We start from the raw sequence: 24,442 nt of genomic DNA, 5'->3' as shown, positions 1-24,442 counted from the left end.
TGAGTCGTTTGTGACATCAGCTCGAAAGGGCATCCGCACCGGCACCGACCTGCCCGTCGTGCTGCCGACCACTCGGGTCCCGCGGCGTGCGCGGGGTGTCAGCGCCGCCAGCGCAGCGGACCCGGGTGGACCCGCCACCACAGCCGCCGCCAGCGTGGCCGGGCGTCGCGCAGCGCCTCCCCGTACGCGGTGACGAGCGTTGCCGCCCGGTCCGCCTGCTGCCCGGTGGTGCTGCCCGGGGCGAAGGCCACCTGGTTGACCAACCCGGCCAGCTCGCCGACGTCGCCGCCGGAAGCCCCGTCGCCGGACGCCTCGCCGCCGGAAGCCCCGTCGCCGGCAGCCCCGTCGCCGGCCGGCGACACACCGGTCGCCGCGCGGGCCTCGGCCAGCGCCCTCCGGGCCCGCTCGGCGACCTCCGCCGCCGCCAGGTCCGACCCGGCCGGGCGGCCGGCCAGCCGTAGCGCGTCGGTCAGCTCCCGCCAGGCGCCGGCGACCCGCTCGCCGGGAGCACCCCGGTCCAGCCGGGACCGGCTCAACCGGCGGCGCGCCGCCGCCAGGGCCGCCAACACCGCGCCGACCACCAGCAGCAGACCGCCGACGCCGCCGCCCACCAGCACCGGCGTACCCGGGCCGCCGCGGGCCCGGTCCGGCGCGGACGCCGCGGCCGGGGGCGAGGCCGAGGGCTGCTCGGTCGGCGCCGGCACCTCCGACGGCGGCGGCTCCTCCGGCTTCGGCCGGAAGTCCTCCTCCACCGGGCGGGGCGCGGAGTCCGGGCGCGGCATCGGATCGAACGACACCCAGCCGACGCCGTCGAACAGCACCTCCGGCCAGGCGTACGCGTCGGCGGCCCGCACCGGCCCGTCCGCGTTCGGCGCGAACCCCACCACCACCCGGGTGGGCAGCCCGGCGAGCCGGCCGAGCACCGCGAACGCGGCGGCGAACTGCTCCGAGGTGCCCCGCTGCCCGCCGCCGTTACGCGGCCCGAACAGGAAGAACGTCAGATTCGGGTACGCGTGCCCGCTGGGCGCGTCCGCGGTCAACCGGTAGTGCTCGGCGAGGAACGTGGCGATCGCGTCGGCCCGCGCGTACGGGGCGCCGTTGGCCTCGGCGAGCTGGGCGGCCAGCCGGCGCAACTGCTCCGGCGCCCCGTCCGGCACCCGCAGCACCCGCGCCACCGCGTCGCCGGCCGGCACGTTCGCGGTGCTCACCAGGTTCACATCCGGGCGCTCCCGCACCGAGGACACCTCGTACCGCAGCCCCGGCACGAGCCCCTCCGGGCGGATCAGCGTCCCGCTCGCCGGGTCGTACGCCACCCGCGCGCCACCCACCTCGCGAGGCGTCGGCACCGCCGGCAGCAGCCGCCCGGTCAGGTCGCCCACCGTGATCTCCTGGCGCACCGCCTCGGTGGTGGCCCCCGGCGCGGGCTCGACCGCCGGCAGGATCCGCCCCGCGTTGCGGTACGTGGCCCCGACCCGCCAGGTCACCCCGTCGTAGTCGCTGAGCACCGCCAACCGGATCCGGGGCGGCCCACCCTCGGCCGGCCCGACGACCGTGCGCACGTCGAGCAGCCGCTGATCCGGGTTCAACGCCCACCCCGAGATCCGGATCAGCGGGTTCTCGTCCAACGACTCCACCTGCGGCGGCTCCACGTACCGGCGCGGGTCGACCGGACGCGCGTCGACCTGACCGGCGACCACCGGCGCGAGCAGCGCGGCCAGCGCCACCACCAGGGCCAGGCCGGCCGCGCTCGCCACGGCCAGCCGCAGCCGCACCGCCGCGCGTACCGCCGGGGTGAGCCCGGCGACCGGGTCGGCGTCCGCCGCCGGGCCGGGCCGGCGTCCCGGCGCGGCCAGGCCGACCGCCGCGACGGCCGCGAACAGCACCGTCGGGCGGACCGCCGGCTCCGCGTTCGGCCCGACCACGTAGAGCGCGCCGGCGTAGAGCAGCGCCGGCGGCAGGTACCCGGCCAGCACCCGGCCGGCCCGCACCGCCACCTCGGCGGCGGTCAGCCCGGCCAGCCAGGCGGCCACCACCGGGACCAGCACGGTGTCCGGCGTCGGCTGCACCGGGATCAGCGCGGTCAGCAGCCGGGGGATCGCGTTGCGGGCGGCGTCGGCGGCCACCTCGCCCAGCCCGCCGGGCAGCGCCGCGTGGCTCGCCGCCAGCCGCAGCGACAGCAGCGTCCAGCCGGCCAGCGCGGCCACCGACAACGGCGCCACCAGCCACGACGCCAACCGTCGGGCGGCCACGCTGACCAGCACCGAACCGACCGCCGCGCCGACCATCAGTCGGGTCAGCAGCGGATCCGCGTACACCCGGCCGAGCACCACGCCGGCGAGCGCGACCAGCACCACCAGCGCCACCGGCACCGGCGCCGCCCGCAGCGCCCGGACCGCCCACTCCCGTGCCGGCGCCCCGGTCACCACCGGCGGATCCCGTCCCACTCGGCGGCGAACGCCGCGCCGTCGGCCGCGTCCAGCACCACCAGGCCCGCCGCGTCGGCCGCCGTCGGCGCCGCCGCGCCGAACATCCCCACCACCACCGACGGGTACGCGCCGCGCAGCGCGCCCACGTGCCCCAGCTCGTCGGCGGCGCCCGGCCCGGTGAGGAAGACCAGCGTGTCGCCGAGCCGGTCCTGGCGCAGCCGGCCCGTCGCCGCCGACAGCACCTCCGGCCCGCCGCCGGCCAGTTCGGTCGCGGCGAGGCGGTCCAGCGGCCCGGCCACCCCGGCGGGCTCGGCGTCGGCCGGTGCGACCAGCAGCAGGTGCACCGGGAGGGACTCCCGCACCGCCGCGGCCACCACCGACGCCGCCGCCTCGCACGCCGACTCGAACGACTCCGCCACCCCGGCCACCCGCCCCGGGTGCGCGGCCACCCGGTTGTCCAGCACCACCACGAGGCGCGGCAGGCTGGTGTCCACGTTCTCGCGCACCATCAGCTCACCCACCCGGGCGCTGGTCCGCCAGTGCACCCGGCGCAGCTCGTCACCGACCACGTACTCACGCAGCGAGTCGAACGTGATCGACCCGTGCGGCACGCTGTCGGTGCGCCCGTCCAGACTGCGTCCGGCACCGGTGGGCACTGCCGACATCGGGTGGATACGCGGGTGCACCCACACCGGGACCGTGCCGCCGTAGCCACGGGCCAGCGCCACCAGTCCGAGCGGGTCCCGGCGGACCACCCGCAGCGGACCGACCGGCACCACCCCCCGGCGGTGCGTCGGCACCGGGTAGCGCACCACCGTGTCCCGCCCCGGGCGCAACCGCAGCAGCGGCACCGGCACCAGCGCGCCGGCGCAGCGGTCCTCGGCGACCAGGTTCGCCGCCCGCAGCCGGCCGGTGTTGCGCACGGTCAGCTCCATCGCCGCCGGCTCGCCCCGGGCCACCCGGTCCGGGTCGGCCCGCCGCGCCACCGTCAACCGGGGCCGCCAGGCCGCGGTCACCCCGGCGTAGCCGACCGCGACGCCGGCCGCCGCGCCGAGCACGGTCAACTCCGGGTACGCGTACCGGAAGCCGACGCCGAGCAGCACCAGGGCGGCGACGAGCAACCCGATCCCCCGGGCGGTGATCCCCACGCTCAGCCGTGCACCGGGGCGGGCTGGCCCGACGGCAGCGGCACCGGCACCGAGGCGACCGCCTGGCGCAGCACCTCGGCCGACGTGACGCCCCGCACCTGCGCGTCCGGGGTGAGCAGCAGGCGGTGCGCGAAGACCGGCTCGACAAGCGCCTTCAGGTCCTCCGGCATGATCCAGCCCCGACCGTCGATCAGCGCGTACGCGCACGCCGCCCGCGTCAACGCGATCACCCCGCGCGGACTCACCCCGACCCGCACCTGCGGATGGGTGCGGGTCGCCGCGGCCAGCCGCACCGCGTACGCGTACAGCGGCTCGGCGATGTGCACCCGCCGGGCCATCTGCACCATCTCGCCGACCGTGGCGGTGTCGGTGACCGCGCTCAGCGAGTCGGGGGAGCGGACCGTGGCGCCGCGCAGCACCTCCACCTCGACCGCCTCGTCGGGATAGCCGACGGAGAGCTTCACCAGGAACCGGTCGAGCTGCGCCTCCGGCAGTCGGTAGGTGCCGTCCATCTCGACCGGGTTCTGCGTGGCCACCACCAGGAACGGCTGCGGCACCGGGTGGCGTACGCCGTCCACCGTGACGGTGCGTTCCTCCATCACCTCCAGCAGCGCCGACTGGGTCTTCGGCGACGCCCGGTTGATCTCGTCGGCGATCACGATGTTCGCGAACACCGGCCCCGGGTGGAACTCGAAGCCGCGGCTGGCCTGGTTGAAGATGGTCACCCCGGACACGTCCGAGGGGAGCAGGTCCGGGGTGAACTGGATCCGTCGCCACTCGCCCTGCACGGTGGCCGCGACCGCCCGGGCGAGCGTGGTCTTGCCGACCCCGGGCACGTCCTCCAGCAGCACGTGCCCCTGCGCGAACAGCGCGGTCAGCGCCAGCCGGACCACCTGCGGCTTGCCCAGCACGACCGCGTTGACGTTGTCGGCCAGCCGGGCGGCCAGGGCGGCGAAGCCCTGCACCTCCGGCTGGCTGAGCGGTTCGTGCGTGTTCACGGGGCGCCTTTCGAGGAAGAGATCGTGGTCAGCAGGCGGGCAGCAGGTTGAGGTCGTCGCCGCCCTCCAGGTTGAGCCAGGCCCACGGGATGTAGGTCTTGCCCTTGTAGTCGACCTGGATCCACCAGGTGCTCTGCTTGTTCTTGTTGTAGATCCAGGCGTCCACGTTCTCGCCCTTCGCCTTGCAGTACGCGCGCAGCCGGTGGCCGTCCGGCACCCAGCCCGCCTGGCGGTCGTCGTCCTGCCGGGTGACCTCGAAGATCTCGTTGCCGTTGCGGCCCGAGACGTCCTTGTCGCAGTACGTCCGCTGGTCGCCGTCCGGACCGTTCTTGCAGGTGGCGACGCCGTAGAGCGGGTCGGTGGTCTGGGCGCGGGTGGCCGTGCCCTTGCCGGCCGCGTTGCTCGCGGTCAGCGCCACCGAGTACGCCGTGCCCGGCGTCAACCCGGTCACCCGCAGGCTGGCACAGCTCCCGGTGGCCGTCTTGCCGCCGGTCGCGGCCGTGCAGGTGGCCTTTCCGCCGCCGGCGTCCACGGTGAACGTCACCGTCACCGACGTGGCGTCCGCCGACGAGCCGGTCACCGTGATCCGGGGCGCGGCCACGGTGCGCGCCGTGGTGCTGGCCTCCGCGCCGGGGCCGGCCTCGTTGACGGCCTTGACCTTCACGGTGACGTTCTGGCCGTTGCCGAGCCCGCCCACGGTGGCCCGCACGTCGGTCACCTCGACCGTCTTCCCGCCGGCCTCCACCACGTACTTCGTCACCGGGCGGCCGTTCTCCACCGCCGGCGACCACTGCACCGCGACCGTGCCGGGCTGGTCGGCCACCGTGGACGCGCGCAGCTCGGTCGGCGCCTTCGGCGCGGTGAACGGCACCACCGTGTTGCTCACCGGCGACGCCTTCGACCCGGCGCCCTTGTCGCTGACCGCGGTCACCGTGAACGCGTACTGGGTGCCGTACTCCAACTGGCCGGCCGGCAGCACCAGCTCCGGCTTCGGCGACTCGCCGGCGGGGGCGCTCGCGCCGGCCGAGGTCGCGGTCACCGCGTACCGGGCGACCTTGTTGCCCTGGCCGTTGGCCTCGGGCCAGCTCACCCGGACCGTGCCGTCCGGGCGCGCCTCGGCGGTCACCGCGGTCGGCGGGTCCGGCACCTCGGCGGTCGGCACGACCGGGTTGCTGCGGCGCGCCGGACCGTCGCCCTTGGCGTTCACCGCGTGCACCGAGAACGTGTACGTCTCGCCGTTGGTCAGGCCGGTGATCTCCAGCGCGCGCTGGTTCGCGCCCACCTGGTGGGTCTGGCCGGCGCCCTCCACCACGTACCTGGTGATCTCGGCGCCGTTGGACGCGGCGGCCTGCCAGCTCACCCGCGCCGACGCGTCGCCGGCGGCGGCGGTGACCGCCTTCGGCGCGCCCGGCCGGCTCACCTTCGGCTTCTTCGGCGGGGGCGGCGGCGGGGGCACCGGCGGCGGGTCGCCGCCGAGCACGTCGTTGGCGTACTTGTCCACCTCGCGCACCCGGTTGTGGTCGTCGACCACCTGCGCGGTCGACGAGTCCGGCGGGTTGATGAACAGGTGGTTCTCGCGGACCTCCAGCTCCACCGGGCCCGGCCGGCCGGCGCCCTTGATCGTCTCCACCAGCTGCCCGCCGGCGTCGAACGAGTAGACCGTGCCGGTGCCCTCGTCGGCGACGTAGAACCGACCCGCCCAGGCGACCGCCGGGCTGAGCCGGGCACCCTCGCCGGGCACCGTGAACCGCTTCACCTCGGCCCCGTCGCGCACCACGTGCACCGACCGGTCACCGGGGACCGTGACCGGCACCTGCGGCCCGCTGGTCCGCGTCGGCAGGCTGCCCGGCGCGGTCATGGTCAGGCCGGCCCGCCGCGTCCGGCCGCCGTTGACCGTCACCAGCGACGCGGAGGTGCGGTCCAGCACCGCCACCCCCTCGTCCAGCGTGGACACCACAAGCTCGTGCGCCGGCTCCGCCACCTCGTACGTCTCGACCCGCTTCGGGCTGAGCCCGCCGGCCGGCGCGTCACCCGGCGTGGCCGGCAGGTCGGCGGCGGTGACCGCCGAGACGGTGCCCTCGCTCGGCACCGCGATCCACAGCTTGCCCGCGCCGTCGAACGTCCCGCCGGTGATGCCCGGCGGGTAGCGGACCGGCTCGCCCACCGGCGTCAACGCCCGCGGGTCGAGCTGCCGGACGATGCCCTGCACCGCGTCCACCACGAACGCCTCGTCGTCGTGCAACGCGACGCTCACCCCGAGCCCCGGCGCGGTCGGCGTGGTGGCGGTGATCTGCAACGTGGCCAGATCCAGCGAGCTGACCTGGCCGGTGTTCAGGTCCCGCAGGATCAGCAACCGGTCGGTCTGGGAGACCTGCGTCTGGTGCCGCCGTCCGCCGGGCACCTCCATCCGGGTGTCCACCCGGGCGGTGATGCCGTTCACCCGGGCCAACTCGCTGCGCGTGGTGCTCCACAGCCAGGACGACGAGTCGAAGTTGGCCACCGCGTTGTCGGCCGCGCCCAGCCCGAGCACCGTCAACCCCATCGCCGCCAGCAACGCGGCCACGGTGCCGATGGTCACCAGCCCGCCGCGCATCCGCTTCCGGGGGCGGGCCGTCTCCGGCCCGGCGGTGCTCGTGACGTCCTCGATGGTGGTCACAGCCGGCTGCCTTCCCGTCGGTGGAGGAGGGCGCCGTGCCCGGCCGACCCTCCCCAGAGCCGGAGCCATCATAGGGGCCGGCCGGGGCAGGTGAAACCCGCACCGTCCTCCTGTGGACACCGAGCGTGTCCTCGGTGGCCGGTCAGTTCGGCGTGGCGCCGCCGCCCTCCCGGTCCGTGCACACCTGACCCGACGTGGCGTACGAGTCGGTCGAGTAGACCGCCAGCACCGTGAAGCAGTAGTCCAGCCGCGCGCTCAACCCGTTCACGGTGTACCGGGTCTGCCCGGCGTCCACGGTGGCCATCACGCCGAGCTTCTGGCCGGCCCGGCCGCCGGCCACCACGAACGGCACCCCGCCGTTCGTCGGGTCGGTCCAGGTCACCGTGATCGTGGTGGTGTCGTCCCGCAGCCGCAGGTCACCCGGGGGCGGGCCGGTCACCTTCGGTTTCACCGCGCCGGGCGCGGGAGCGGGCGGCGCCGCGTCCCGGTTCAGCCACACCGCGCCCCCGGCGACCACCGCCACCAGTGCGAGCACCGCGCCGCCGACCACCAGGGCCGGCACCGCCCGGTTCCGGCCGCGCGACTCGGGCTCCACCGCCACCGGGTACGCGGCCGGCTGGTGGAACGCCGACGGCACCGCCGGCCAGGAACCCTGCTCCGGGTACGCCGCCGGGTCCGGCCGCTCCGCCTCCGGGAAGTCCGGCAGCCCGTCGTGGACCGGCAGCGGCCACCCCCGGTCCGGCGCGCCGCCGTCGATGTCCCGGTCGTGCCGGTCCGTACTCCGGTGCTCCGTACTCCGGTGCTCCGCGACGGCACCGCGCCGCTCCTCGGCGACGTTCGGTCCCGCCTCGGGGGCGTCGACGGTGTCCGGTGCCGGTGCCGGTGCCGGTGCCGGTGCCGGTGCCGGTTCGGGGTCGGGCCCGGCAACCGGCTGGGACGGTGCCACGCTGCTCCAGGGCGGCGCGGTCATCCCCCACGGCGGCGCCGGCGTGCCGCTCACGGGTGCGGTGCTGACGGGTAGGCCGCTGACGGGCGTGCCGCTGACGGGTAGGCCGCTCACGGGCGGGCCGCTCACGGGCGGGCCGCTGACCGGATATTCCGGCGGCCCGCTCACCGGGTGGCCGGGCGGTCCGCTCACGGGTCGGGTCGGTGACCCGCCGCCGGTGTGCACGAACGCCGCACTTCCCGGCGGGACCGGCGGGTACCCCGGCGCCACCGGTCCGGCGGTCGGGCGTGCCGGCGCGGACGGACCGCTCTCCGGGAGTGCACGGGGCGCCGGTGGGCGCGCTGGTGCGCTCGCGGGTGGGCCGCTCACCGGGGCTGTCTCCGGCCGATGTGCGCTCGGCGAGCCCGCAACCGGTGGCGGTCCGTCCGACGGCGGTCCGTCCGGCAGGTGTCCGCCCGGGGCCCCGCTCGTCGGTTGCGGGCTCGTCGGGAAGCGGGTGCCCGCCGACGCCCCGCCGGCGGAACGCGGGGCGGCCGGCTGCCCACTCGTCGGGACGGCGTCGGCCGAGGGCATGGCGGCGGCGGCCTGCCGCTCCGCCTCCTCGCGCAGCAACGGGCCGATCTGCCGCACCTGAACGGTCGGCTTGTCCCAGCCCGGGCCGGGCGTCACCGGCCCGGATCCGGGTCCGTCCGCCGTCGCCCCGGCCGGCTCGTCGGGCCGGGGCGACGGCGCGGAGGTCGACGACGGCGTAGCGGGTGTCCCCGCCGACGTGGTGTCGAGGGCTGGCGACCCGGGCCCGGGCTCCGGGACCCGTGGCGTCGGCGGTACGGGTGTGCCGGCCTCGCGTTCCTCCCCGGCGACGCGTGCCAGGGTGGACGGAGACGGCGGTGTCGCATCAGCCTCCGTGGCGGGCGCCGGCGGCGGGACGGCGGCATCCGGAAGTGCGCCGGTGCTCGCCCAGGGGGAGCGGGGCGACGGCCGGCGAGGCGGGGGGATGACCGGCGGCGGTGGTGGTGCGGCGGCGCCGGTGGTCGACGCCGCCGGATCGGGAGACGGAAGCGGAGCGTCCGGTGCCCGGGGCGGTACCGGCGTCACGCCGGGAGCGGGCGGTACCGGCGTCACCCGGTGGCTCGCCGGGATCGGCGGCACCCCGTGGCCCGCGGGGATCGGTGGAGTCCTGTGGCCCGCGGGGATCGGTGGAGTCCCGTGGCCCGATGGGATCGGCGGTGTCCCGTGGGGCGGCGGGATCGGTGGCGCCCCACGGGGCGTCGGGACCGGCGGTGCGCCGTGGGTCGTCGGGATCGGTGGAGCCCCGTGCGCCGCGGGGATCGGTGGCGCCCCGCGGGGCGTCGGGATCGGCGGCGCTCCGTGGCTCGGTGGGGCCGGCGGGCCATCGGCGTCGGACGGAGAGGGGGCGGTCTCCGGGCCCGTTTCCGGCGGAGCCGGCGTGGCCGAGAGGCCCGGTCGGGGTGGCGGGGGCGCCCAGGGGTTTGCCGGCCGGCCAGCCCCGGTGCGCGGGAGCGGGGACGGGGCCACCGGCGGCGGCAGCGGGGCCGGCCCCGGGGCGGACCGGGGCGACGGGGGCGGGGGTGGAACAAGGTGCGCTCCGGCGCCGGACGTGGCCCCGGGTGCCCGGAACTCCGGGGCCGGTTGCGGTGCCCGGAATTCCGGGGCTGGTTGCGGTGCCCGGAACTGAGGGGCCGGTTGCGGTGCCCATTCGCCGCCGGTCACCGGGGTGACCCCAGGCGGTGCGGGGACGGTCGAGGGCGGCGGGGCGGCCCGGGACGGCTGCGCCGGCGCGACCGCCGGCAGCGACACGGTGGGCCCGGCCAGCGCCGGATCGGGGTGCCCGCCGGCAGCGGCGGCGGAGCCGCCGGGGAGCGGCCCGGAACCGGCGGGAGCGGCGGCGGAGCCGCCGAGGTAGTGGCGCGCCGCGCGTACCGCGGGGTGGTCCGGACCGAGCACGGCGGGCCCGGCGGTGGCGACGCGGCCGTAGTTGCGGCGGGCCTCGTGTCGGTTGCCCAGCTCCTCCGCGACCCCCGCGAGGTCGAAGCTGAGCGCGAGCATCAGCGGGTCGGCGTCGCCGCGACGGCGCTCACCGGCGGCGTACGCCTCTTCGAGGACGCGCCGGGCAGCGGCCGGGTCGTCGGCCTCCCGGTGCAGTCGGGCCAGCAGGTGGCCGGTGGCCAGCACGTCCTGGTGGTCCTCGCCGTACGCCGGTCGGGCCGCGGCGATCGCGTCGTCGAGCAGGCGACGGGCACCGGTCAGGTCTCCCGCGGCGCGGAGCGCGAGGGCCTGGTGCTGCGCGGCGGTCAGCGGGGAGGGGTGGGACACGTGGGCAATGCTGCCCGGAATCGCCGGTTCCGCGCTACCCGCCTGACCGTGGGCGGCGTTGACCTGCGAAGACGTGCGCCACCGAAGGTGATGTGCATGATCGTTTCGACCCGTGTACAGTAATGCCCCGTGCGGCCCTCGGGGCCGGCCGAACCGGTGTGAACGTCACCGCGGCCGACCAGGTAGGCTGGACGGGCAGGTCCGGGTGGCGGAATGGCAGACGCGCTAGCTTGAGGTGCTAGTGCCCGTATAGGGCGTGGGGGTTCAAGTCCCCCCTCGGACACATCATTACCACATATCGATCATGATCCGCGCGGGTTGACCTGCGCGGATCATTCTGTTGTTGGTGTGCAATGCTCCTGGTCGCAGACGATGGTGATCTTCCTCCTGTGTAGGAGTGTGACCAGGTCGTGTGGAGCTTGGATCCCGCTGGGGAGGCGGGGATGGTCGGCGAGTCGGGCGATGATGTGGTCTTCTCTGAGGTAGAGGATCTTGCGCCGGTGATGAGAGGGCTGTTGGGTGCTGGTGTGGCCGTGGCGGCATCGGTAGCCGGGGCGTTGATTGACCCAATGGGATTCCAATCGCCGTCCGCAGGGTCCGCAGCGCAGTAGGCCGGTGAACAGGTAGCGGCGGGTGGTGCCGTCGTGGGCGCTGCGGTGGGAGCGGATGGCCTGGACGGCGACGAAGTCCTGCTCACTGACCAGCGCGGTGTGGGCCCGTTGCTTGGAGACCACCCAGCCGGCGGTCGGGTTCCCTCGGGTGGGTTCTCGCTCTGGGCGGCTGGCATCGGTGTCGGTGTGCGCGGGTTGCCGGTTCCAGACCTGCCGGCCGGTGTAGCGAGGGTTGGCGAGTATCGCCGCGACTGTTCGTAGGGTCCACCGGTCGCGACTGCGGTGGGGATTGCGGTTGGGGTCGACGCCTGACGGGCACGGTGTGCCGGCGTCGTTGAGGGCGCGCGCCATGCTGGCGAGACTTTGGCCATCCAGGCGTTGGGCGAACATCCACCGCACGTGTGCGGCCGTGGCCGGATCCGGTTCGAGGCGTTGAAGCCGGCGACCCCAGCGCGCGTGCGCGGCGTTCGGATGAGGGGCGGCGTCCACGAGTCGGTAGCCGTAGGGCGGCCGGCCTCCGAGGTACCGTCCCTGCTCCCGCGCTTGGGCCCGCATCGCCGTGACAACCCGGAACCGGGCGCGCTGCACCTCACGTTTCGACTGGGCGCCCAGCATCATGATCAGCGCCTGATGGGTCGGGTTGTGGTGATCGACCGGCCCGTGCGTCTCGGGCAGCCACAGTTGCACGCCGTGCTGTTCGAGTACGGGTGCCAGGTGCTGCAGTTGGTTGGCGGAGAACGCCCGTTCGTACTCGCCGACCACGATCGCGTCGAACCCGCGATCCGGGTCGTCGAGCGCGGTCAGCAGCGCGGCGGCCTGCGGACGCTGCCGCCAACTGCGGCGGCGAGAGCAGCCGACATCGAAGTACTCGGCAACGATCAGCCCGTGAGCGGCGATGAGCTCGCTGGCGCAGTCCCGTTGCCAGTGCCGGGACGTCACCCGGTCCTGGTGCTCGACTGTCGACATCCGGCCGTAGAACACAAACCGCAGGCCACTGCGCCGCCGTGCGGACGGAGGTGCGCTGGCTTGCGGTTGGCTGTTGAGCCATCGATTCAGGGGATCGTCCAGATCGTCATGCGGGCTGTCTGACACGCCGATATTCCTACGAAAAATCTTTGCGGTCAGGTCGGACAAGTAGTCCGCTGGCGTTCATCACCGTAGTCGGGCATCTCGGAGGCGTCGTCAGCGCCACCTCCGCGGGCGATTGCGGCCGACGATCTTCTTTCCGGCGTCGATACCCTGTGTGGACAGTGGGACGTTGGTGGAGGTCTTCACGCTCCGGATGTCCATGATGGACTCTACGTCAACCGCACCGGCATCGCCTGGCGCCACCTGCCCCACGACTTCCCGCCCCACCCGACGGTCTACGGCTACTTCGCCGCCTGGCGCAGGGAAGGCATCTTCACCGACCTGAACTACCAGCTCACCGACCTCGTCCGCGACCACCACGGCCGCGCCATCGCACCCGCCGTGGATGGCGTTGAAGATCTCGCGCAGGTCGTGGGTGGGGGTGCGTCCGCTGACGCCGGCGTCGGTGCGGGCCTGTCGCCAGGCTGTCAGACGGGGTGCGATCAGGGCCCAGCGGGCGTCGGACAGGTCGGAGGGATAGGCTCGCCGCGCGTCATGCAGCAAGGGGTACGGCGCCCGGGGGCCCACTCGACGGACGTCATGTGCGTCGATGTCGGGTGAAAGTGAACCAGCACGGTCGCGGGGTGAAATGCTCGGATTCTGATCAGGATGGAGCCGGCCAGAATGTGTCTATTCCGGGTCGAATCCGGCATCTTGCACTACCGAGGCTGAGACGTGAATCGGTCGCTACTGACGCGAACGCGAAACAATCGTCCAGTTAGGGTTGGCCCGGGCCGGGCGCCGAGTCGGCCGTCGATGCGACGCGGTCGACTCGAGCAGAGGGGGTGGACATTGAGAGCACTCGTGGTGCGGGGCGGTTGGGAAGGACACCAGCCGGTGGCTTGCACGGACCTGTTCATCGGGCATCTGCGTACGCGCGGTTTCACCGTCGATGTCGCGGAGACCCTGGACGTGTACGCCGATCCGGCCGCCCTCGCTCCTGTCGACCTCATCGTGCAGTGCTGGACCGGTGGCCGGCTGACCCCCCAGCAGGAGCAGGGTCTGCTCGCCAGGGTCCGAGATGGCGTGGGCTTCGCCGGCTGGCACGGGGGTGTCGTCGCCACCGCCGGCGAGGCGCGGTGGTACCAGTACATGGTTGGGGGCCATTTTCTCTGCCACCCCGGAGACTTCGTCGATTACGACGTCACCATCGTGGGGGAGCACGCAATCGTGGACGGTGTCACCGACTTCAAGGTCCACACCGAGCAGTACTACTGCCACGTCGACCCCGCCGTCAAGGTGCTGGCCACCACGACCTTCACCGGGGACCATGGCGTCCCGGAGGCTGCGGGCGTGGTGATGCCGGTGGTGTGGCTTCGACGCTTCGGCCGTGGTCGGGTGTTCGTGTCGACGCTTGGCCATGGCCCCGACGACCTCCTGGTGCCACCGGTGAGAACCATCACCGAACGCGGGTTGACCTGGGCAGCAGCTGCGCAGGAAGCGGGCCAGATGTAGCCGCCCGCTGCCCGGTCGTTCCCGATGTCCGCCGTGCGTGCCGTACGGCGTCGATACGTCAGGATCCGGCGACGGTGCTCAGAACCATTGCTGGTTGGCCCCCGTTTCCGCAGATGTGCTGCGTGATGTCGGCGCCGTCGGCGGTGCCGCCTACTGGGAGTCGTTGACGGTGGCCGGCGACGCTGGTCATGGCGGTCAACGGACCGGTGATGCTGAGTGTCGTGGCGTACCTGGCCTGGTTCGGGATCCCAGCCGGTCAGCCCCGAGGTGAGCAGGAAGTAGGTGCTGCCGCGCTTGAACAGGGCTCGCGGCTGGCGTCGTTCCAGAAGTCGCCGACCAGTGTGGCCACGTTGAGGTAGTCGGCGGTGTTCGTCCTCCCGGGGGCGGACGGCGACCGCCGCGGGTGTTGGAGCGACACACTGAAGTCCGGTGCCATCCGCTGCCGACCGGTGACCGATCACACCGGGTGACACCTTGGTAATCGACCGCGAACCAGGACGCCACGATCCGGACGAACTCATTCGCGAGCGTACATGGGTGAACGTCGTCGGTGATCCACTTCCCGCTCGCTAGTGCCGTTGCGTGAGAGACAGCGAGGATCCGCGGACGACGAGGTCGGGGGCGAGCAGTACCCGGTGCGGTGGCCGGCGTTCACCGTCCAGGAGGCGGGAGACCATGAGTTCGACGGCAAGGCGGCCGACGTGGCTCTTCGGCGGCCGCACGGCCGTGATCGCGGGATCGGCCAGGTGGGCGATCTCGTCGTCGTAGGAGACGATCGCCAGGTCGCCGGGGATGGCGATGCCCATCTCGGCGCAGAACTGGGCAACCGCGATGGCGTGGGGATCGCTGTGCACGATCAACGCCGTGATCCTGGAGAGTCGGCATTCCCGCAGGATGCGGACAATGACGTCTCGCTGGCCGGGCGTCGTGACGGCCTCCTGCATGGCCAGGGCGCCGGCCGTGCTCGGGTCGGCGGCGGCTGTCCGCCACGCGTGCCGCAGGTGGACCGATGTGGGGCTGCCCTGCGCCACGACGAGCCCGATGCGTCGGTGCCCCTGCTGCCGAAGATGGTAGACGGCGATTTCGAGGCCGAGTGAGTGGTCGCTGCGTACCCACTCGATGTGCCGGGTGGTCGGCGTCCACCGGCGTGGCTGGCGCTCGACGAGAATGGTCGGGACCGGCAGGTGGCCGATCCATTCGAGGATCTCGTCGGCGTCGTCGCCGTCCAGGCTCGGCGCCAGCAACAGACCTTGGACCTGCTGCGCCTCCACGAGACGTCCCATCTGGCGGCGGTCCTCGTCGGGGTCGTAGCTCGAACCGCGCAGTTGGATGCTGACGCCGAGCGCGGCCGCGGCGGCGCGTGCGCCGGCCACGACGGGTGGCCAGTAGAAGTCCAGCGACGGCACGACCATGCCGATGGTGAAGCGGAGCGGAGCCTGGCGGGGCTGGCTGAGGGCGTTGCTGTGGGCCGGCAGCGTGGCGCCGCCGTGGACCTTCGACACCAGGCCCCGTTCGGCGAGCGCGACAATGTCACGCCGGATGGTGAGCTCGCTGACGCCGAACTCGCGGGCGAGGTCGCGCACCCGTACCGCGCCCTGCCCGCGCACTTCGGCGAGCAGGCGCTCCTGCCGCTGGGCGCTGAACAGCCGATCTGTTTCCACGCTGCGCACACTCCTATCGGGCGAGCCAGCCTCCGTCCACCGGAAGGACGGCTCCGTGTACGTACCGGGCGGCGTCGGAGGCGAGGAAGACCGCCGCGCCCATGAGATCCTCGGGAGTGCCCCAGCGGCCGGCCGGGATGCGGTCGCGGATGGCGCGTTCCCGGTCGGGGTCGGCCCGCAGGGCCGCGGTGTTGTCGGTCCCGATGTAGCCGGGTGCGATCGCGTTGACGTTCACGCCGTCCGGGGCCCATTCGTTGGCCAGCGCCCGGGTGAGCCCGACGACCGCGTGTTTCGCGGCAGTGTAGGACGGCACCCGGATACCGCCCTGGTACGACAGCATCGACGCGATGTTGATGATCTTTCCGTATCCCTGGTCGAGCATGATCCGGCCAGCCGCCTGACACAGGTGGAACACCGCGTCGAGGTCGACGCGCAGCACCGCCGCCCAGTCCTCCGGTGGGTGGCTGACGGCGGCGGCACGGCGGATGATGCCGGCGTTGTTCACCAGAATGTCCAGGCGGCCGAGTCCCGCCGCGGCCGCCTCGACCGCCGCGGCCAACTCCGCTGGTCCGGCGGTGGCCAGGTCACCGGGCACGACAAGGGTCCGCCGACCGAGCTTCTCCACCAGGGCGATCGTTTCGGCGGGGTCGGTGCGGCCCAGCAGGGCGATGTCGGCGCCGGCCTGGGCCAGCGCGGTCGCGACGGCCTGACCGATGCCGCGATTGGCGCCGGTGACGAGGGCGACCCGCCCGTCGAGGTGGAAGGCGTCCAGGACCATCGTCACAGGCCCAGGCTGCGCAGGGTCGGAACGGTCTGGCCGACCCAGGCCAGGTCGGCGTCCTCGCGTGCGCCCTGGGTGCGCTGGGTGCCGGCCAGGAACCACAGGAAGTACGTGGTGTAGCCGGGTGCGCTGACGAGGGTGTGGTAGCCCTCCGGCATCATCTGCATCACGTGCTCGCGGATGGTGACGTTCTCCTCGTACCCGTCGTCGGTGTAGACCCGGCTGATGCCGAACCCGTTCGGCGGGTTGACCCGGTAGTAGTACATCTCCTCGTGCGCCGCCTCGGCGGGCAGGTCGTCGATCCGGTGCCGGTGCGGCGGGTAGGTGCTCCAGTTTCCGGAGGGTGTGTAGGTCTCGCCGACGATGAGCCGGCGGGCGGGCAGGTCCGGTTGGCTGATCTCGGTGAGGATCTGGTGGTAGGTCCGACCGAAGTTGGCCGCTCCCCAGCGCCCGCTCGCGACCTGTTCCGGTGCGATGACGTACGGATCGGTGGCCAGGTCGCTGGGGGCACTGGGCAGGGCGATCTCCACGTCGGTGACCGCCTCCACGACGACGGTGGCGCCGGCCGGCACGTACACCGAGTGCGGCTTGCCGGAGAAGACGTCGGCACGCTGGCCGACCTGCGGGAAGTGGTGGTCGGCGACGGTGAAGTTCGCGGTGCCGCCGAGGACGACCGCGAGGATCTCCCGGTCGCCGGACCCGCCGGTCCAGGACTGGCCGGCCGACAGCTTCAGCAGGCCGAAGTCCAGCAGGCGGCAGGGGTTGACGGGCAGCGTGTTGTGGCCGTCGGCGGCCGGAATGGTGCAGTGGTAGCGGTGGTTCATGGTCACCTCTTCGGGATCCGTGCGGTGGGGCCGGTCACCAGGGACTGGTCCAGCCGGGGGTGGTGGCGCGGGTGAGGGCTTCCAGGTAGAAGTAGTCACCCCAGAGGTTGCCCTCGTCGACGCCGACGCCCTTGGGCTTGTCGTAGACGCCGTGCAGGAGGAGTGCGTTCGAGGTCGGGTGGCCGTCGCTGGCGTAGTTGTCCACCAGGGAGCGCAGGATCCGGCCGGCCCCCGACCGGTAGCGCTCCGCCTGCGTCGGGTCGCTGACGCTGCCGGCCAGTTCGGCCAGGCCGCAGGCGGCGATGGCGGCGGCGGAGCTGTCGCGTTCCTGGCCGCTGCCGTCGCCGAACTCCAGGTCCCAGTAGGCGACGTGGTCGGCGGGCAGCCGGGCGAGGAAATGGTCCGCGCAGGTCGACGCGGCGGCCAGCAGCGTGCGATCACCGGTGTACCGGTGGTTGAGGGTGAAGCCGTAGATGCCCCAGGCCTGCCCGCGGGCCCAACAGGTGTGGTCCGCGTGGCCCTGTTCGGTCTCGCCGCGCAGCGGTGCACCGGTCTCCGGATCCCAGTAGAAGGTGTGGAAGGTGGTGCCGTCCGTACGCAGGATGTGCTCGCGCAGTTGGGCGGTGTGCCGGCGGGCGGCGGCCGCGTAACGGCCGTCGCCGGTGGTCTGGCTGGCCCAGTAGAGCAGCGGAGTGTTCATCAGGCTGTCGATGATGGTGCGACCGCGTTGGCGGGGGTCGCCCAGGTCGCCCCAGGCCTGGATGATGCCGGCCGGTTCGAGGAAGCGGGTCATCAGGTGGTCGGCGGCGGCCAGGGCAGCCGCCCGGGCCCGCCGGTCACCGGTGCGCCGGGCCGGCGTGACGCAGGCGAGGGTGTAGAGGAACCCGAGGTCGTGGGTGTCCAGGTCGATGCCGCCGTGCACCCGGTCGGCGAAGCTGTCGACATGGGTCAGGGCTGCTCGCAGGTGGCGTTGGTCGCCGGTCAGGTCGTGGGCGAGCCACAGCATCCCGGGCCAGAAGCTGGTTGTCCAGCCGACGTTGGCGCCCTCGGGCTGCCCGGCGGTCGGTGGTCGTAGCGGGTAGCGGTTGGCAACGGTGGTGTCCGCCGGGTACCGCGTGCCGAAGGTGTCGATGTTCGCCTCGACGGTACGTATCGCGGCGGTCGCCGCGGCCGCCATCGCTTCGGCGTCTGGGCTGGGACGGACGTCGGTACCCGTCATGGATGTAGTTCTCCCTCGTGTGTCCGGACCGGTGCCGGGCAGGTGTGTCGTCGGCGTCCCGGCTGAATCGCCGGGAGGGCGGAGGTGATCAGGCGCTCCGGGCCGCCGCCGGTGGGTCGAGCGCGGCACGCAGGCTGTACCGGCTGTTGGACCACACGACGTACAGCAGTGGCGCGGCTGCGACGCCGAGCGCGATCGCGGGACGGGCCGCGAAGAGCTGCGCCAGCAGCGCCAGGACCAGCAGTGACGCGGCGGTGAGGTACCACCGGCGCACCGCCAGGTAGGCGCAGGCACGGGCCACGTCGCGCAGCCGCGCGGTGGGCCGCTCGGCGATGGTCACCAGTCCGAGCAGCGCGGTGGCGGCGGTCAGCACGGCAAGTACGGCCAGGATCGGCAGCGTGAGCGCACCGGCCCGGTGACCCCACAGCGCGTACGCGTCGACGCCGAGGACGACCAGGACGGCGGTGGCGGCGGCGGCCCAGAGGATGGCCCGCCGGGCGGTGGCCCGCCAGGCTCGGCCGAACGTGCGGAGCACCCCGCCGGCTCCGCCGGCCGAGTAGCCGGACATGACCGCGAAGACGCCGCACAGGCCCGGGGCGCACAACGGGGCGGCCAGCGCGTACAGCGGCCAGGCCCGGGCGGCGTCGGTGGTGAGCGCGAGGGCCACCAGCGGCAGGCCGCCGAGCACCAGCAACATGTTGCTGACCAGCGCGGTGTAGAAGCTGTCGAAGACGGCGGCGATGGTGTCGTGACGCGGGCGCGGGATCATTGGTCAGCCCTTCAGTCCGGTGGTGGCGATGCCCTCGATGAAGTACCGCTGCCCGACCAGGAAGATGACCGCGACCGGCAGCACGGAAAGCACCGAGCCGGTCATGATGAGCGCGTACTCGGCGTTGTACTGGGAGATGAAGGTGTTCAGTCCCAGCTGGATGGTGCGCAGGTCGGGGCTGCGCAGATAGATCAGTGGGCCCAGGTAGTCGTTCCAGGTGGTGACGAACGTCAGCAGGGCCAGGCTGGCCAGGGCGGGGCGGGACAGGGGCAGCATGATCCGCCGGTAGATGCCGAACTCGCTGAGCCCGTCGACCCGCGCCGACTCGCTCAACTCCTCCGGGATGGTCTCGTAGAACTGCTTCATCAGGAACACGCCGAACGCGCCGAACGCCTGCAGCGCGACGATCGACCAGAGGGTGTTCGACAGTTGCAGCTTCGACATCAGGATGAACTGCGGGATCATGTACGACTGCCACGGCACCGCGATGGTCCCGATGTATGCCAGGAAGAGCGCATTGCGGCCGGGAAAGCGGACCCGGGCGAAGCCGTAGGCGGCGAAGCTGCCGGTCACCACCTGTAGGAGGGTGACGACGACTGACAGCAGGAGGGTGTTCTTCAGCCACGTCGTCATGTCCGAGCGCTGCCAGATGTCGACGTAGTTGCGCCACACCACCTGGTCGGGTACCCATTTGATCGGAATGGTGAAGACGTCGTTGTTGGCCTTCAACGACGACATCACCATCCAGTAGAAGGGCAGCAGCAGCGCCGCCGCCGCGAGCACGAGGGCGGCGTACCCGGCCAGCCGCCAGGCCCGGGACGACACCCGGCGGCCGGCCGGCCGGGTGCCGCCGGGCACGGTGATGACCGGAGCCGGTGCGGAGAGGTCGGTGACCGTCATCAGCTGTTCCTCCGCTTGTTGACCATGAACTGGACGACCGTGATGCTGAAGCAGATGGCGAACAGGACGATGGAGACCGCCGAGGCGTAGCCGAACTGGTTCTCCTCGAAGCCCTTCTGGTAGATGTACTGCGAGAGCACCAGTGTCGACTGGCCAGGTCCGCCGCCGGTCATCACGAGGATGAGATCGAAGACCTTGAAACTCTCGATGGTGAGCAGCACGGTGACGAAGAAGGTGGTGTGTCGCAGCCCAGGGAGGGTCACGTGCACGAACCGCTGCCACGATGTGGCGCCGTCGGTCTCGGCCGCCTCGTAGAGCTGGGCCGGGATGGTCTGCAGGCCGGCCAGGAAGAGCAGCATGTAGTAGCCCATGTACCGCCACGTGCCGACGATGATGACCGCCGGCATCGACCAGGTCGACGACGTGGTCCAGCCCGGCGAATTGTCCACCCCGACGGCACCGAGGAGAGCGTTGATCGGGCCGTACTCCGGGCTGAACAGCTGGTTCCACACGATCGCGATCGCCACGATCGAGGTGATGTAGGGGAAGAAGGCGACGGTGCGGAAGAACCGCACGCCGCGCAGTTTGCGGTTGAGCAGCAGCGCCAGCCCGAGTGACGCCGCGAGGGTCAGCGGGATGTGGAAGACGGTGTAGTAGAGGGTGTTGCCCAGTGCGGTCCAGAAGCTCGCGTCGCCCCACATCCGCCGGAAGTTGGCGGCGCCGGTCCACTCGGCCACCCCGAAGACGTTCCAGTTGGTGAAGGCCACGTAGAACAACACGACGACGGGTAGCAGGGTGAGCACGGCGAAGCCGACGAAGTTGGGCAGGATGAACGACCAGCCGGCCACCGTGTTGCGCGACAACAGCCGCCGGTTCCTGGCTCTCGTGTGCGGCAATGTTGCCATAGGGAGTCTCCGGGAGCGTTCGGCATGGTGGCGGGACCGGCGTGCGACGCGGGCGCGCCGGGTCCCGCCATCAGCTCACTGGTTGAGGACCTCGTTCTTGGCGCGGGCCTGCGCTTGGCGCAGCTCCGCGTCGACGCTCTTGCCGTCGGAGAGGATCGCCGAATGCGTCTCGTTGAGGAGGTTCTGGAGGCCGGCCGTGTGCTTCGACACCGGGTTCTCCGGCTTGATGGTGTGCTTGGTGTAGGCGAACTTCGACAGGCCGTCCTGCGGTACGCCGTCCAGCCCGAACAGCGTCGCGGTGGCCGCGTCGGTGACCTGGGCCGGGGTGATGCCGATCCCGGCCAGCGCCTTGCCGGCCTCCGGGCCGGCCGCGTACTTGAGGAAGTCCTTGGCCGCGGCGGTCTTGGACTTGCTGATCTTCGGGTTGATCCCCAGGCCGGTCGGGTCACCGAAGGTGACAGGCGTGGCGGAGGTGCCGGTGGTGGACTTGTCGAACTGCGGCGCCGGGGCGAGGCCCCACTGGAACTTGTCGGCGTCACCGCTCTTCTGCTGGTTGAGCAGCGTGGCCACGTATCAGGTGCCCATCAGCAGCATCGCCGACTGCTGCTTGCCGAACTGCGCCTGGTAGGTGAGCTTGTTGGTCTTCGCGGTGCCGAAGGTCGGCTGCGCGCCGGCCGCCTGCAGGTCTAGTGACCTCTCGTAGTACGGCTTCAGGAAGCCGAAGTCCCCGGAGAGCAGGTCCGCGTTTGGGGTCTGGGCGAGCGCGAATCCCTGCACCGTCGACTGGAAGGTGTGCTGGTAGGCGCCCGTCGCGTTCGAGCCGGCCCCCTTCAGCCCGGTGTGCAGTCGCTTCGCCGCGTCGGTGTAGTCGTCCCAGGTCCAACTGCCGTCCGGGGGCGTCACCTTCGCCTTGGCGAACAGGTCCTTGTTGTAGAACAACACCCACGAGTCCTGCCGGTACGGCACCGCGTACGCCTTGCCGTCCACCTGGTATGACGCGAGCGCCGGGACCGAGCCGAGACCGGAGGCGGCGTCGGAGACGTCGAGTAGCTGACCACCACTCTGGTACGTGTAGAAGTTCTTGAGGTTCTTCATGACGTAGACGTCCGGGGCGGTACCGGCGGCCAGGTCCGTGATCATCTGGGTGTCGTAGTCGTTGCCCGGGGCGTACTCCTTGAGCTCCACCGTCACGTTCGGGTGGGTCGCCTTGAAGCCGTCGGCGAGCGTCTTGAACTCCGGCGTGGAGTCCAGGCTCCAACCCGCCAGGGTGATCGTCACCGGGGCGTTGGGGTCGGCCGGCTCGTCCTCGCCGCCGCAGCCGGCGAGGACGAGGGTCAGCGCCGTAGCGGCACTGACGGCAGCCAATATCGTGCGCTTCATCCCTTACTCCTTGGGTCAGGGGCCTCATTCGGGCCCGGACTGCTAACTGGTCCCTGGACTGTGGTGGTGGCCCGCTCAAGATCCAGTCGGGTGATGGTGCTCTCCCCGCCTGGCCAGACGACCGCGACCCGGAGACTGCCGGCGTCCTCGCCCAGCGCGACCCGGCAGCCCTGTCTGACCGTGACCGCGGGGTCTCCGGACAAGCCGGCGAGGACGACGACCCAGACACCGGGCTGAACCGGGTGAGCTACCCAGGGAACCACCAGCCCGCCGGCCAACGGTCCGCCGTCGGGGACGGACGTGGCACCGGCCGTGCCGCCGCCGTGCACGCCCTCCAGCCGGCTCGTCAGACCCTTGCTGGTCACGCTGACCACGCCGCCGTCGAAGGCAGCCGTCGCGTCACCGGCGACGGCCCAACCGCCGATCCGCAGCCGCAGCCCGGCGGGGTCGATGCCATCGGCGAGGTCGTCGACCCGGACCAGGCGCAGCTCCCAGGGCCCGAGGACCAGCGAGTACACGGTGAGGTGCCCGGCCGGCCGGAACGTGCCCGCGCGGCCACCGCCGTGATCACGGTGATCCGGGCTGGGATCGACCCAGTGGGCGAGCGTGTGCGACCCGGCCACACCCACGCCGTCGCCGTCGACATGCACCATCAGCAGGCGCATCCCGGTGCGGTGGGTGGCCCGGCCTGTCTCGTCGACGAGGGTGACGGACTGGTCCAGCGGGTTGGCCCAGCCGCTCTCGTCGAGCACCGGACTGGTCGCGGTGGAATAGCCGAGCCGGGCGTAGAGCGGCGAATCACCGACGGTGGCGTCCTCGACGGCGTGGTCGGTGCCGTGGTTGATCACCCGGACCACGCCGTCGGCGCGGGTGGCCGAGACCAGCCAGCCGGGCGCGCGTACGGCCCGGACGGTGTCCGGCTGCTCGACCGGCAACGGCTCCTCCGGGGCCGTCCAGACCGGATGGTCTTCGGGTAGGGCGATGCCGAGCAGCCCCTTGCTGGCCCAGTACGGCGAGCCGGGTCCTGAGTACGCCTGGGCCAGCCGGGGCCACGGCCCGTACCAGCCCATCGTGAGCAGACCGCGGTCATCGAAGGCGTCGTGGTCGACGAAGTGCCGTACGACGCTGGTGGCCGCGCGGCGCAGTTGGCCGAGGCTGACCGACGGCACCCGCGCGATCGCGCCGACCCAGAACGGGGCCGCGGCCGCGAACCGGTAGATCAGGCTCCGCCCCTGCACCAGTGGCGACCCGTCCGCGCCCACGAGCGCGACCGCGTCACGCAGGTAGCGGTCGAGGCCGGCCAGGTCCCGCTCACGGCGCTCCGCGGCCAAATCCGCCGCGCCGGCCATCCGCGCCCACAACGTCGGATAGGCGTGCAGCGCCCAGCCCACGTAATGGTCGTAGGCTCGCTCGGGCCCGTCGGACATCCAACCGTCGGCGCGGGCGAATCCGTCATGGGTGGCCAGATCCTCCGCCATCTCGTCCAGCGAGTGGGGACCGCCCACCGAGCGCAGGAACGTCTGCACGACCAGGCGGAACCAGACCCAGTTGATCCGCGGGTAGGTGGCGTCGCCGACCGCCGGGGCCAGGTAGTCCACCACCCGATCGCGCACCTCGGGTGAGAGCCGGTCCCAGAACCACGGCCGGGTCAGATCGAGGACGAGCGCGATCGAGGCGGCCTCGACCTTCGCCTGGGGGTGTTCGTCCAGCCGCACCCAGCGGTCCGCACCTCCCGGGTCGGTACCGGCGGCGAGTCCCGCCGCGTACCAGTCGGCAAGCGCTTCGACACCCACTCCGCGCGCGCCGGCGATCCGGAAACCCGCCAGCAGGAACGTCCGGGCGAACCCCTCCAGTCCGTCGACGGCCCGTCCGTAGCCACCCTCTCGGCCAGGAACGACGACCAGAGAGTGGCCCGGCGACGCGTACGGCCGGACGGCGGCGAGCATCCGGTCAGCCAGCGCCAACCAGTCACCCCGGTTCCAGCTTCCGGCGGTGCCGGCACCGCGGACCGGCGCGGACGACGGCTCGCCGATCCCGCCACCCATCAGCCGCGGTCCCGTTGCATCGATCCGCCTCCAAGAAGTGCGTCGGAGCGGCGCGTCGCCCGCAGATGTGACGCGGAGGCGACAGCCAGGTTTCCGAAGTAAAACGCTCACAACAGAACATGTCAATGCCTGTATCGAACTATGACGAGCACATCCGATCAGAAGGGCGCAGGCTCGCGTCTCGCCGCCACCTGATGGCGGCTACCGCTCGCCGCGGATCGCTCTGATACGATCACAATCGCTCACATCCGCTTCA

At 72.6% G+C, this 24,442-nt stretch carries 17 protein-coding genes, 1 tRNA gene and 4 pseudogenes; 3 read left to right on the top strand and 19 right to left on the bottom strand.

Annotated features, from left to right (window positions below; all coding sequences use genetic code 11):
* Nucleotides 1-98 precede the first annotated feature (98 nt).
* From ACZ6O5_RS26005 to ACZ6O5_RS25980, 6 genes and pseudogenes are all read right to left on the bottom strand, one after another.
* Complete coding sequence (locus tag ACZ6O5_RS26005; RefSeq protein WP_465980348.1) at nucleotides 99-2,426, bottom strand: transglutaminase TgpA family protein; 2,328 nt, start codon at nucleotides 2,424-2,426, stop codon at nucleotides 99-101.
* Complete coding sequence (locus tag ACZ6O5_RS26000) at nucleotides 2,420-3,574, bottom strand: DUF58 domain-containing protein (protein WP_465980347.1); 1,155 nt, start codon at nucleotides 3,572-3,574, stop codon at nucleotides 2,420-2,422. Before ACZ6O5_RS26000 ends, ACZ6O5_RS26005 begins: the two co-directional genes overlap by 7 nt.
* Nucleotides 3,575-3,576: 2 nt before the next feature.
* Entirely contained in the window at nucleotides 3,577-4,572 is a 996-nt protein-coding gene (locus ACZ6O5_RS25995; protein WP_465980346.1) for an AAA family ATPase, read from the bottom strand.
* A 28-nt stretch (nucleotides 4,573-4,600) separates the two neighbouring features.
* Nucleotides 4,601-7,228, bottom strand: coding sequence for a fibronectin type III domain-containing protein (locus ACZ6O5_RS25990; RefSeq protein WP_465980345.1), 2,628 nt, complete (start codon nucleotides 7,226-7,228; stop codon nucleotides 4,601-4,603).
* Between the two features lie 142 nt (nucleotides 7,229-7,370).
* Nucleotides 7,371-8,228, bottom strand: a complete 858-nt coding sequence (locus ACZ6O5_RS25985) for a hypothetical protein (RefSeq protein ID WP_465980430.1) — start codon at nucleotides 8,226-8,228, stop codon at nucleotides 7,371-7,373.
* 2,106 nt (nucleotides 8,229-10,334) lie between these two features.
* A pseudogene (locus tag ACZ6O5_RS25980) lies at nucleotides 10,335-10,508 on the bottom strand (hypothetical protein); the annotation flags it as partial.
* Between the two features lie 199 nt (nucleotides 10,509-10,707).
* Here ACZ6O5_RS25980 and ACZ6O5_RS25975 point away from each other — a divergent pair.
* Nucleotides 10,708-10,791: transfer RNA gene (locus tag ACZ6O5_RS25975), tRNA-Leu, on the top strand.
* Nucleotides 10,792-10,840: 49 nt separating this feature from the next.
* Here the strand turns inward: ACZ6O5_RS25975 and ACZ6O5_RS25970 are convergent.
* Nucleotides 10,841-12,211, bottom strand: coding sequence for a recombinase family protein (locus tag ACZ6O5_RS25970; RefSeq protein ID WP_465980344.1), 1,371 nt, complete (start codon nucleotides 12,209-12,211; stop codon nucleotides 10,841-10,843).
* A 108-nt stretch (nucleotides 12,212-12,319) separates the two neighbouring features.
* Nucleotides 12,320-12,418: pseudogene (locus ACZ6O5_RS25965) on the bottom strand (IS5 family transposase); the annotation flags it as partial.
* On the opposite strand from ACZ6O5_RS25965, the pseudogene ACZ6O5_RS25960 reads away from it, so the two are divergent.
* Nucleotides 12,416-12,604, top strand: a pseudogene (locus ACZ6O5_RS25960) (transposase); the annotation flags it as partial. The pseudogenes ACZ6O5_RS25965 and ACZ6O5_RS25960 overlap by 3 nt on opposite strands.
* Here the strand turns inward: ACZ6O5_RS25960 and ACZ6O5_RS25955 are convergent.
* Nucleotides 12,593-12,748: pseudogene (locus tag ACZ6O5_RS25955) on the bottom strand (IS5 family transposase); the annotation flags it as partial. The pseudogenes ACZ6O5_RS25960 and ACZ6O5_RS25955 overlap by 12 nt on opposite strands.
* A gap of 255 nt (nucleotides 12,749-13,003) precedes the next feature.
* Here ACZ6O5_RS25955 and ACZ6O5_RS25950 point away from each other — a divergent pair.
* Complete coding sequence (locus ACZ6O5_RS25950) at nucleotides 13,004-13,702, top strand: ThuA domain-containing protein (RefSeq protein WP_465980343.1); 699 nt, start codon at nucleotides 13,004-13,006, stop codon at nucleotides 13,700-13,702.
* Nucleotides 13,703-14,271: 569 nt separating this feature from the next.
* On the opposite strand, the gene ACZ6O5_RS25945 is transcribed toward ACZ6O5_RS25950, so the two are convergent.
* The 10 genes from ACZ6O5_RS25945 to ACZ6O5_RS25900 all read right to left on the bottom strand — a co-directional run bounded on the left by ACZ6O5_RS25945 (nucleotide 14,272) and on the right by ACZ6O5_RS25900 (nucleotide 24,186).
* Nucleotides 14,272-15,372, bottom strand: coding sequence for a LacI family DNA-binding transcriptional regulator (locus ACZ6O5_RS25945; protein ID WP_465980342.1), 1,101 nt, complete (start codon nucleotides 15,370-15,372; stop codon nucleotides 14,272-14,274).
* A gap of 4 nt (nucleotides 15,373-15,376) precedes the next feature.
* Nucleotides 15,377-16,141: a 2-dehydro-3-deoxy-D-gluconate 5-dehydrogenase KduD gene (gene kduD, locus ACZ6O5_RS25940; RefSeq protein WP_465980429.1), complete on the bottom strand. Its 765-nt coding sequence runs from the start codon at nucleotides 16,139-16,141 to the stop codon at nucleotides 15,377-15,379.
* A 2-nt stretch (nucleotides 16,142-16,143) separates the two neighbouring features.
* Nucleotides 16,144-16,968 (bottom strand): 5-deoxy-glucuronate isomerase, encoded by an 825-nt coding sequence (gene iolB, locus ACZ6O5_RS25935; protein ID WP_465980428.1) that lies wholly within the window; start codon nucleotides 16,966-16,968, stop codon nucleotides 16,144-16,146.
* Nucleotides 16,969-17,002: 34 nt separating this feature from the next.
* Entirely contained in the window at nucleotides 17,003-18,187 is a 1,185-nt protein-coding gene (locus tag ACZ6O5_RS25930) for a glycoside hydrolase family 88 protein (RefSeq protein ID WP_465980341.1), read from the bottom strand.
* An 88-nt stretch (nucleotides 18,188-18,275) separates the two neighbouring features.
* On the bottom strand, nucleotides 18,276-18,956 hold the full coding sequence (locus ACZ6O5_RS25925) for a hypothetical protein (protein ID WP_465980340.1): 681 nt from the start codon (nucleotides 18,954-18,956) through the stop codon (nucleotides 18,276-18,278).
* 3 nt (nucleotides 18,957-18,959) lie between these two features.
* Nucleotides 18,960-19,856, bottom strand: a complete 897-nt coding sequence (locus ACZ6O5_RS25920; RefSeq protein ID WP_465980339.1) for a carbohydrate ABC transporter permease — start codon at nucleotides 19,854-19,856, stop codon at nucleotides 18,960-18,962.
* On the bottom strand, nucleotides 19,856-20,719 hold the full coding sequence (locus ACZ6O5_RS25915; RefSeq protein ID WP_465980338.1) for a carbohydrate ABC transporter permease: 864 nt from the start codon (nucleotides 20,717-20,719) through the stop codon (nucleotides 19,856-19,858). Before ACZ6O5_RS25915 ends, ACZ6O5_RS25920 begins: the two co-directional genes overlap by 1 nt.
* Before the next feature lie 117 nt (nucleotides 20,720-20,836).
* Nucleotides 20,837-21,331 carry a type 2 periplasmic-binding domain-containing protein gene (locus ACZ6O5_RS25910; protein ID WP_465980337.1) on the bottom strand — a complete coding sequence of 165 codons (495 nt, stop codon included), beginning with the start codon at nucleotides 21,329-21,331 and terminating at the stop codon, nucleotides 20,837-20,839.
* Nucleotides 21,332-21,334: 3 nt separating this feature from the next.
* Nucleotides 21,335-22,141, bottom strand: a complete 807-nt coding sequence (locus ACZ6O5_RS25905; protein WP_465980336.1) for an ABC transporter substrate-binding protein — start codon at nucleotides 22,139-22,141, stop codon at nucleotides 21,335-21,337.
* The gene (locus ACZ6O5_RS25900) at nucleotides 22,138-24,186 is read right to left on the bottom strand and encodes a DUF2264 domain-containing protein (protein WP_465980335.1); all 2,049 of its coding nucleotides are present in this window, start codon (nucleotides 24,184-24,186) and stop codon (nucleotides 22,138-22,140) included. Before ACZ6O5_RS25900 ends, ACZ6O5_RS25905 begins: the two co-directional genes overlap by 4 nt.
* Between the last annotated feature and the right edge of the window lie 256 nt (nucleotides 24,187-24,442).

Source organism: Micromonospora sp. NPDC049201, assembly GCF_055586805.1.
Note: the sequence above shows the minus strand (reverse complement) of the source record. Positions and strands in the feature narration are given on the sequence as shown.

Bases quoted from the DNA above. Each gene is read 5' to 3' on its own strand.
- ACZ6O5_RS25920 (WP_465980339.1), bottom strand. From the start codon at position 19,856: ATGACGGTCACCGACCTCTCCGCACCGGCTCCGGTCATCACCGTGCCC.
- iolB (WP_465980428.1), bottom strand. From the start codon at position 16,968: ATGAACCACCGCTACCACTGCACCATTCCGGCCGCCGACGGCCACAAC.
- ACZ6O5_RS25950 (WP_465980343.1), top strand. From the start codon at position 13,004: ATGCGACGCGGTCGACTCGAGCAGAGGGGGTGGACATTGAGAGCACTC.
- ACZ6O5_RS25925 (WP_465980340.1), bottom strand. From the start codon at position 18,956: ATGATCCCGCGCCCGCGTCACGACACCATCGCCGCCGTCTTCGACAGC.
- ACZ6O5_RS25905 (WP_465980336.1), bottom strand. From the start codon at position 22,141: ATGAAGCGCACGATATTGGCTGCCGTCAGTGCCGCTACGGCGCTGACC.
- kduD (WP_465980429.1), bottom strand. From the start codon at position 16,141: ATGGTCCTGGACGCCTTCCACCTCGACGGGCGGGTCGCCCTCGTCACC.
- ACZ6O5_RS25930 (WP_465980341.1), bottom strand. From the start codon at position 18,187: ATGACGGGTACCGACGTCCGTCCCAGCCCAGACGCCGAAGCGATGGCG.
- ACZ6O5_RS25900 (WP_465980335.1), bottom strand. From the start codon at position 24,186: ATGGGTGGCGGGATCGGCGAGCCGTCGTCCGCGCCGGTCCGCGGTGCC.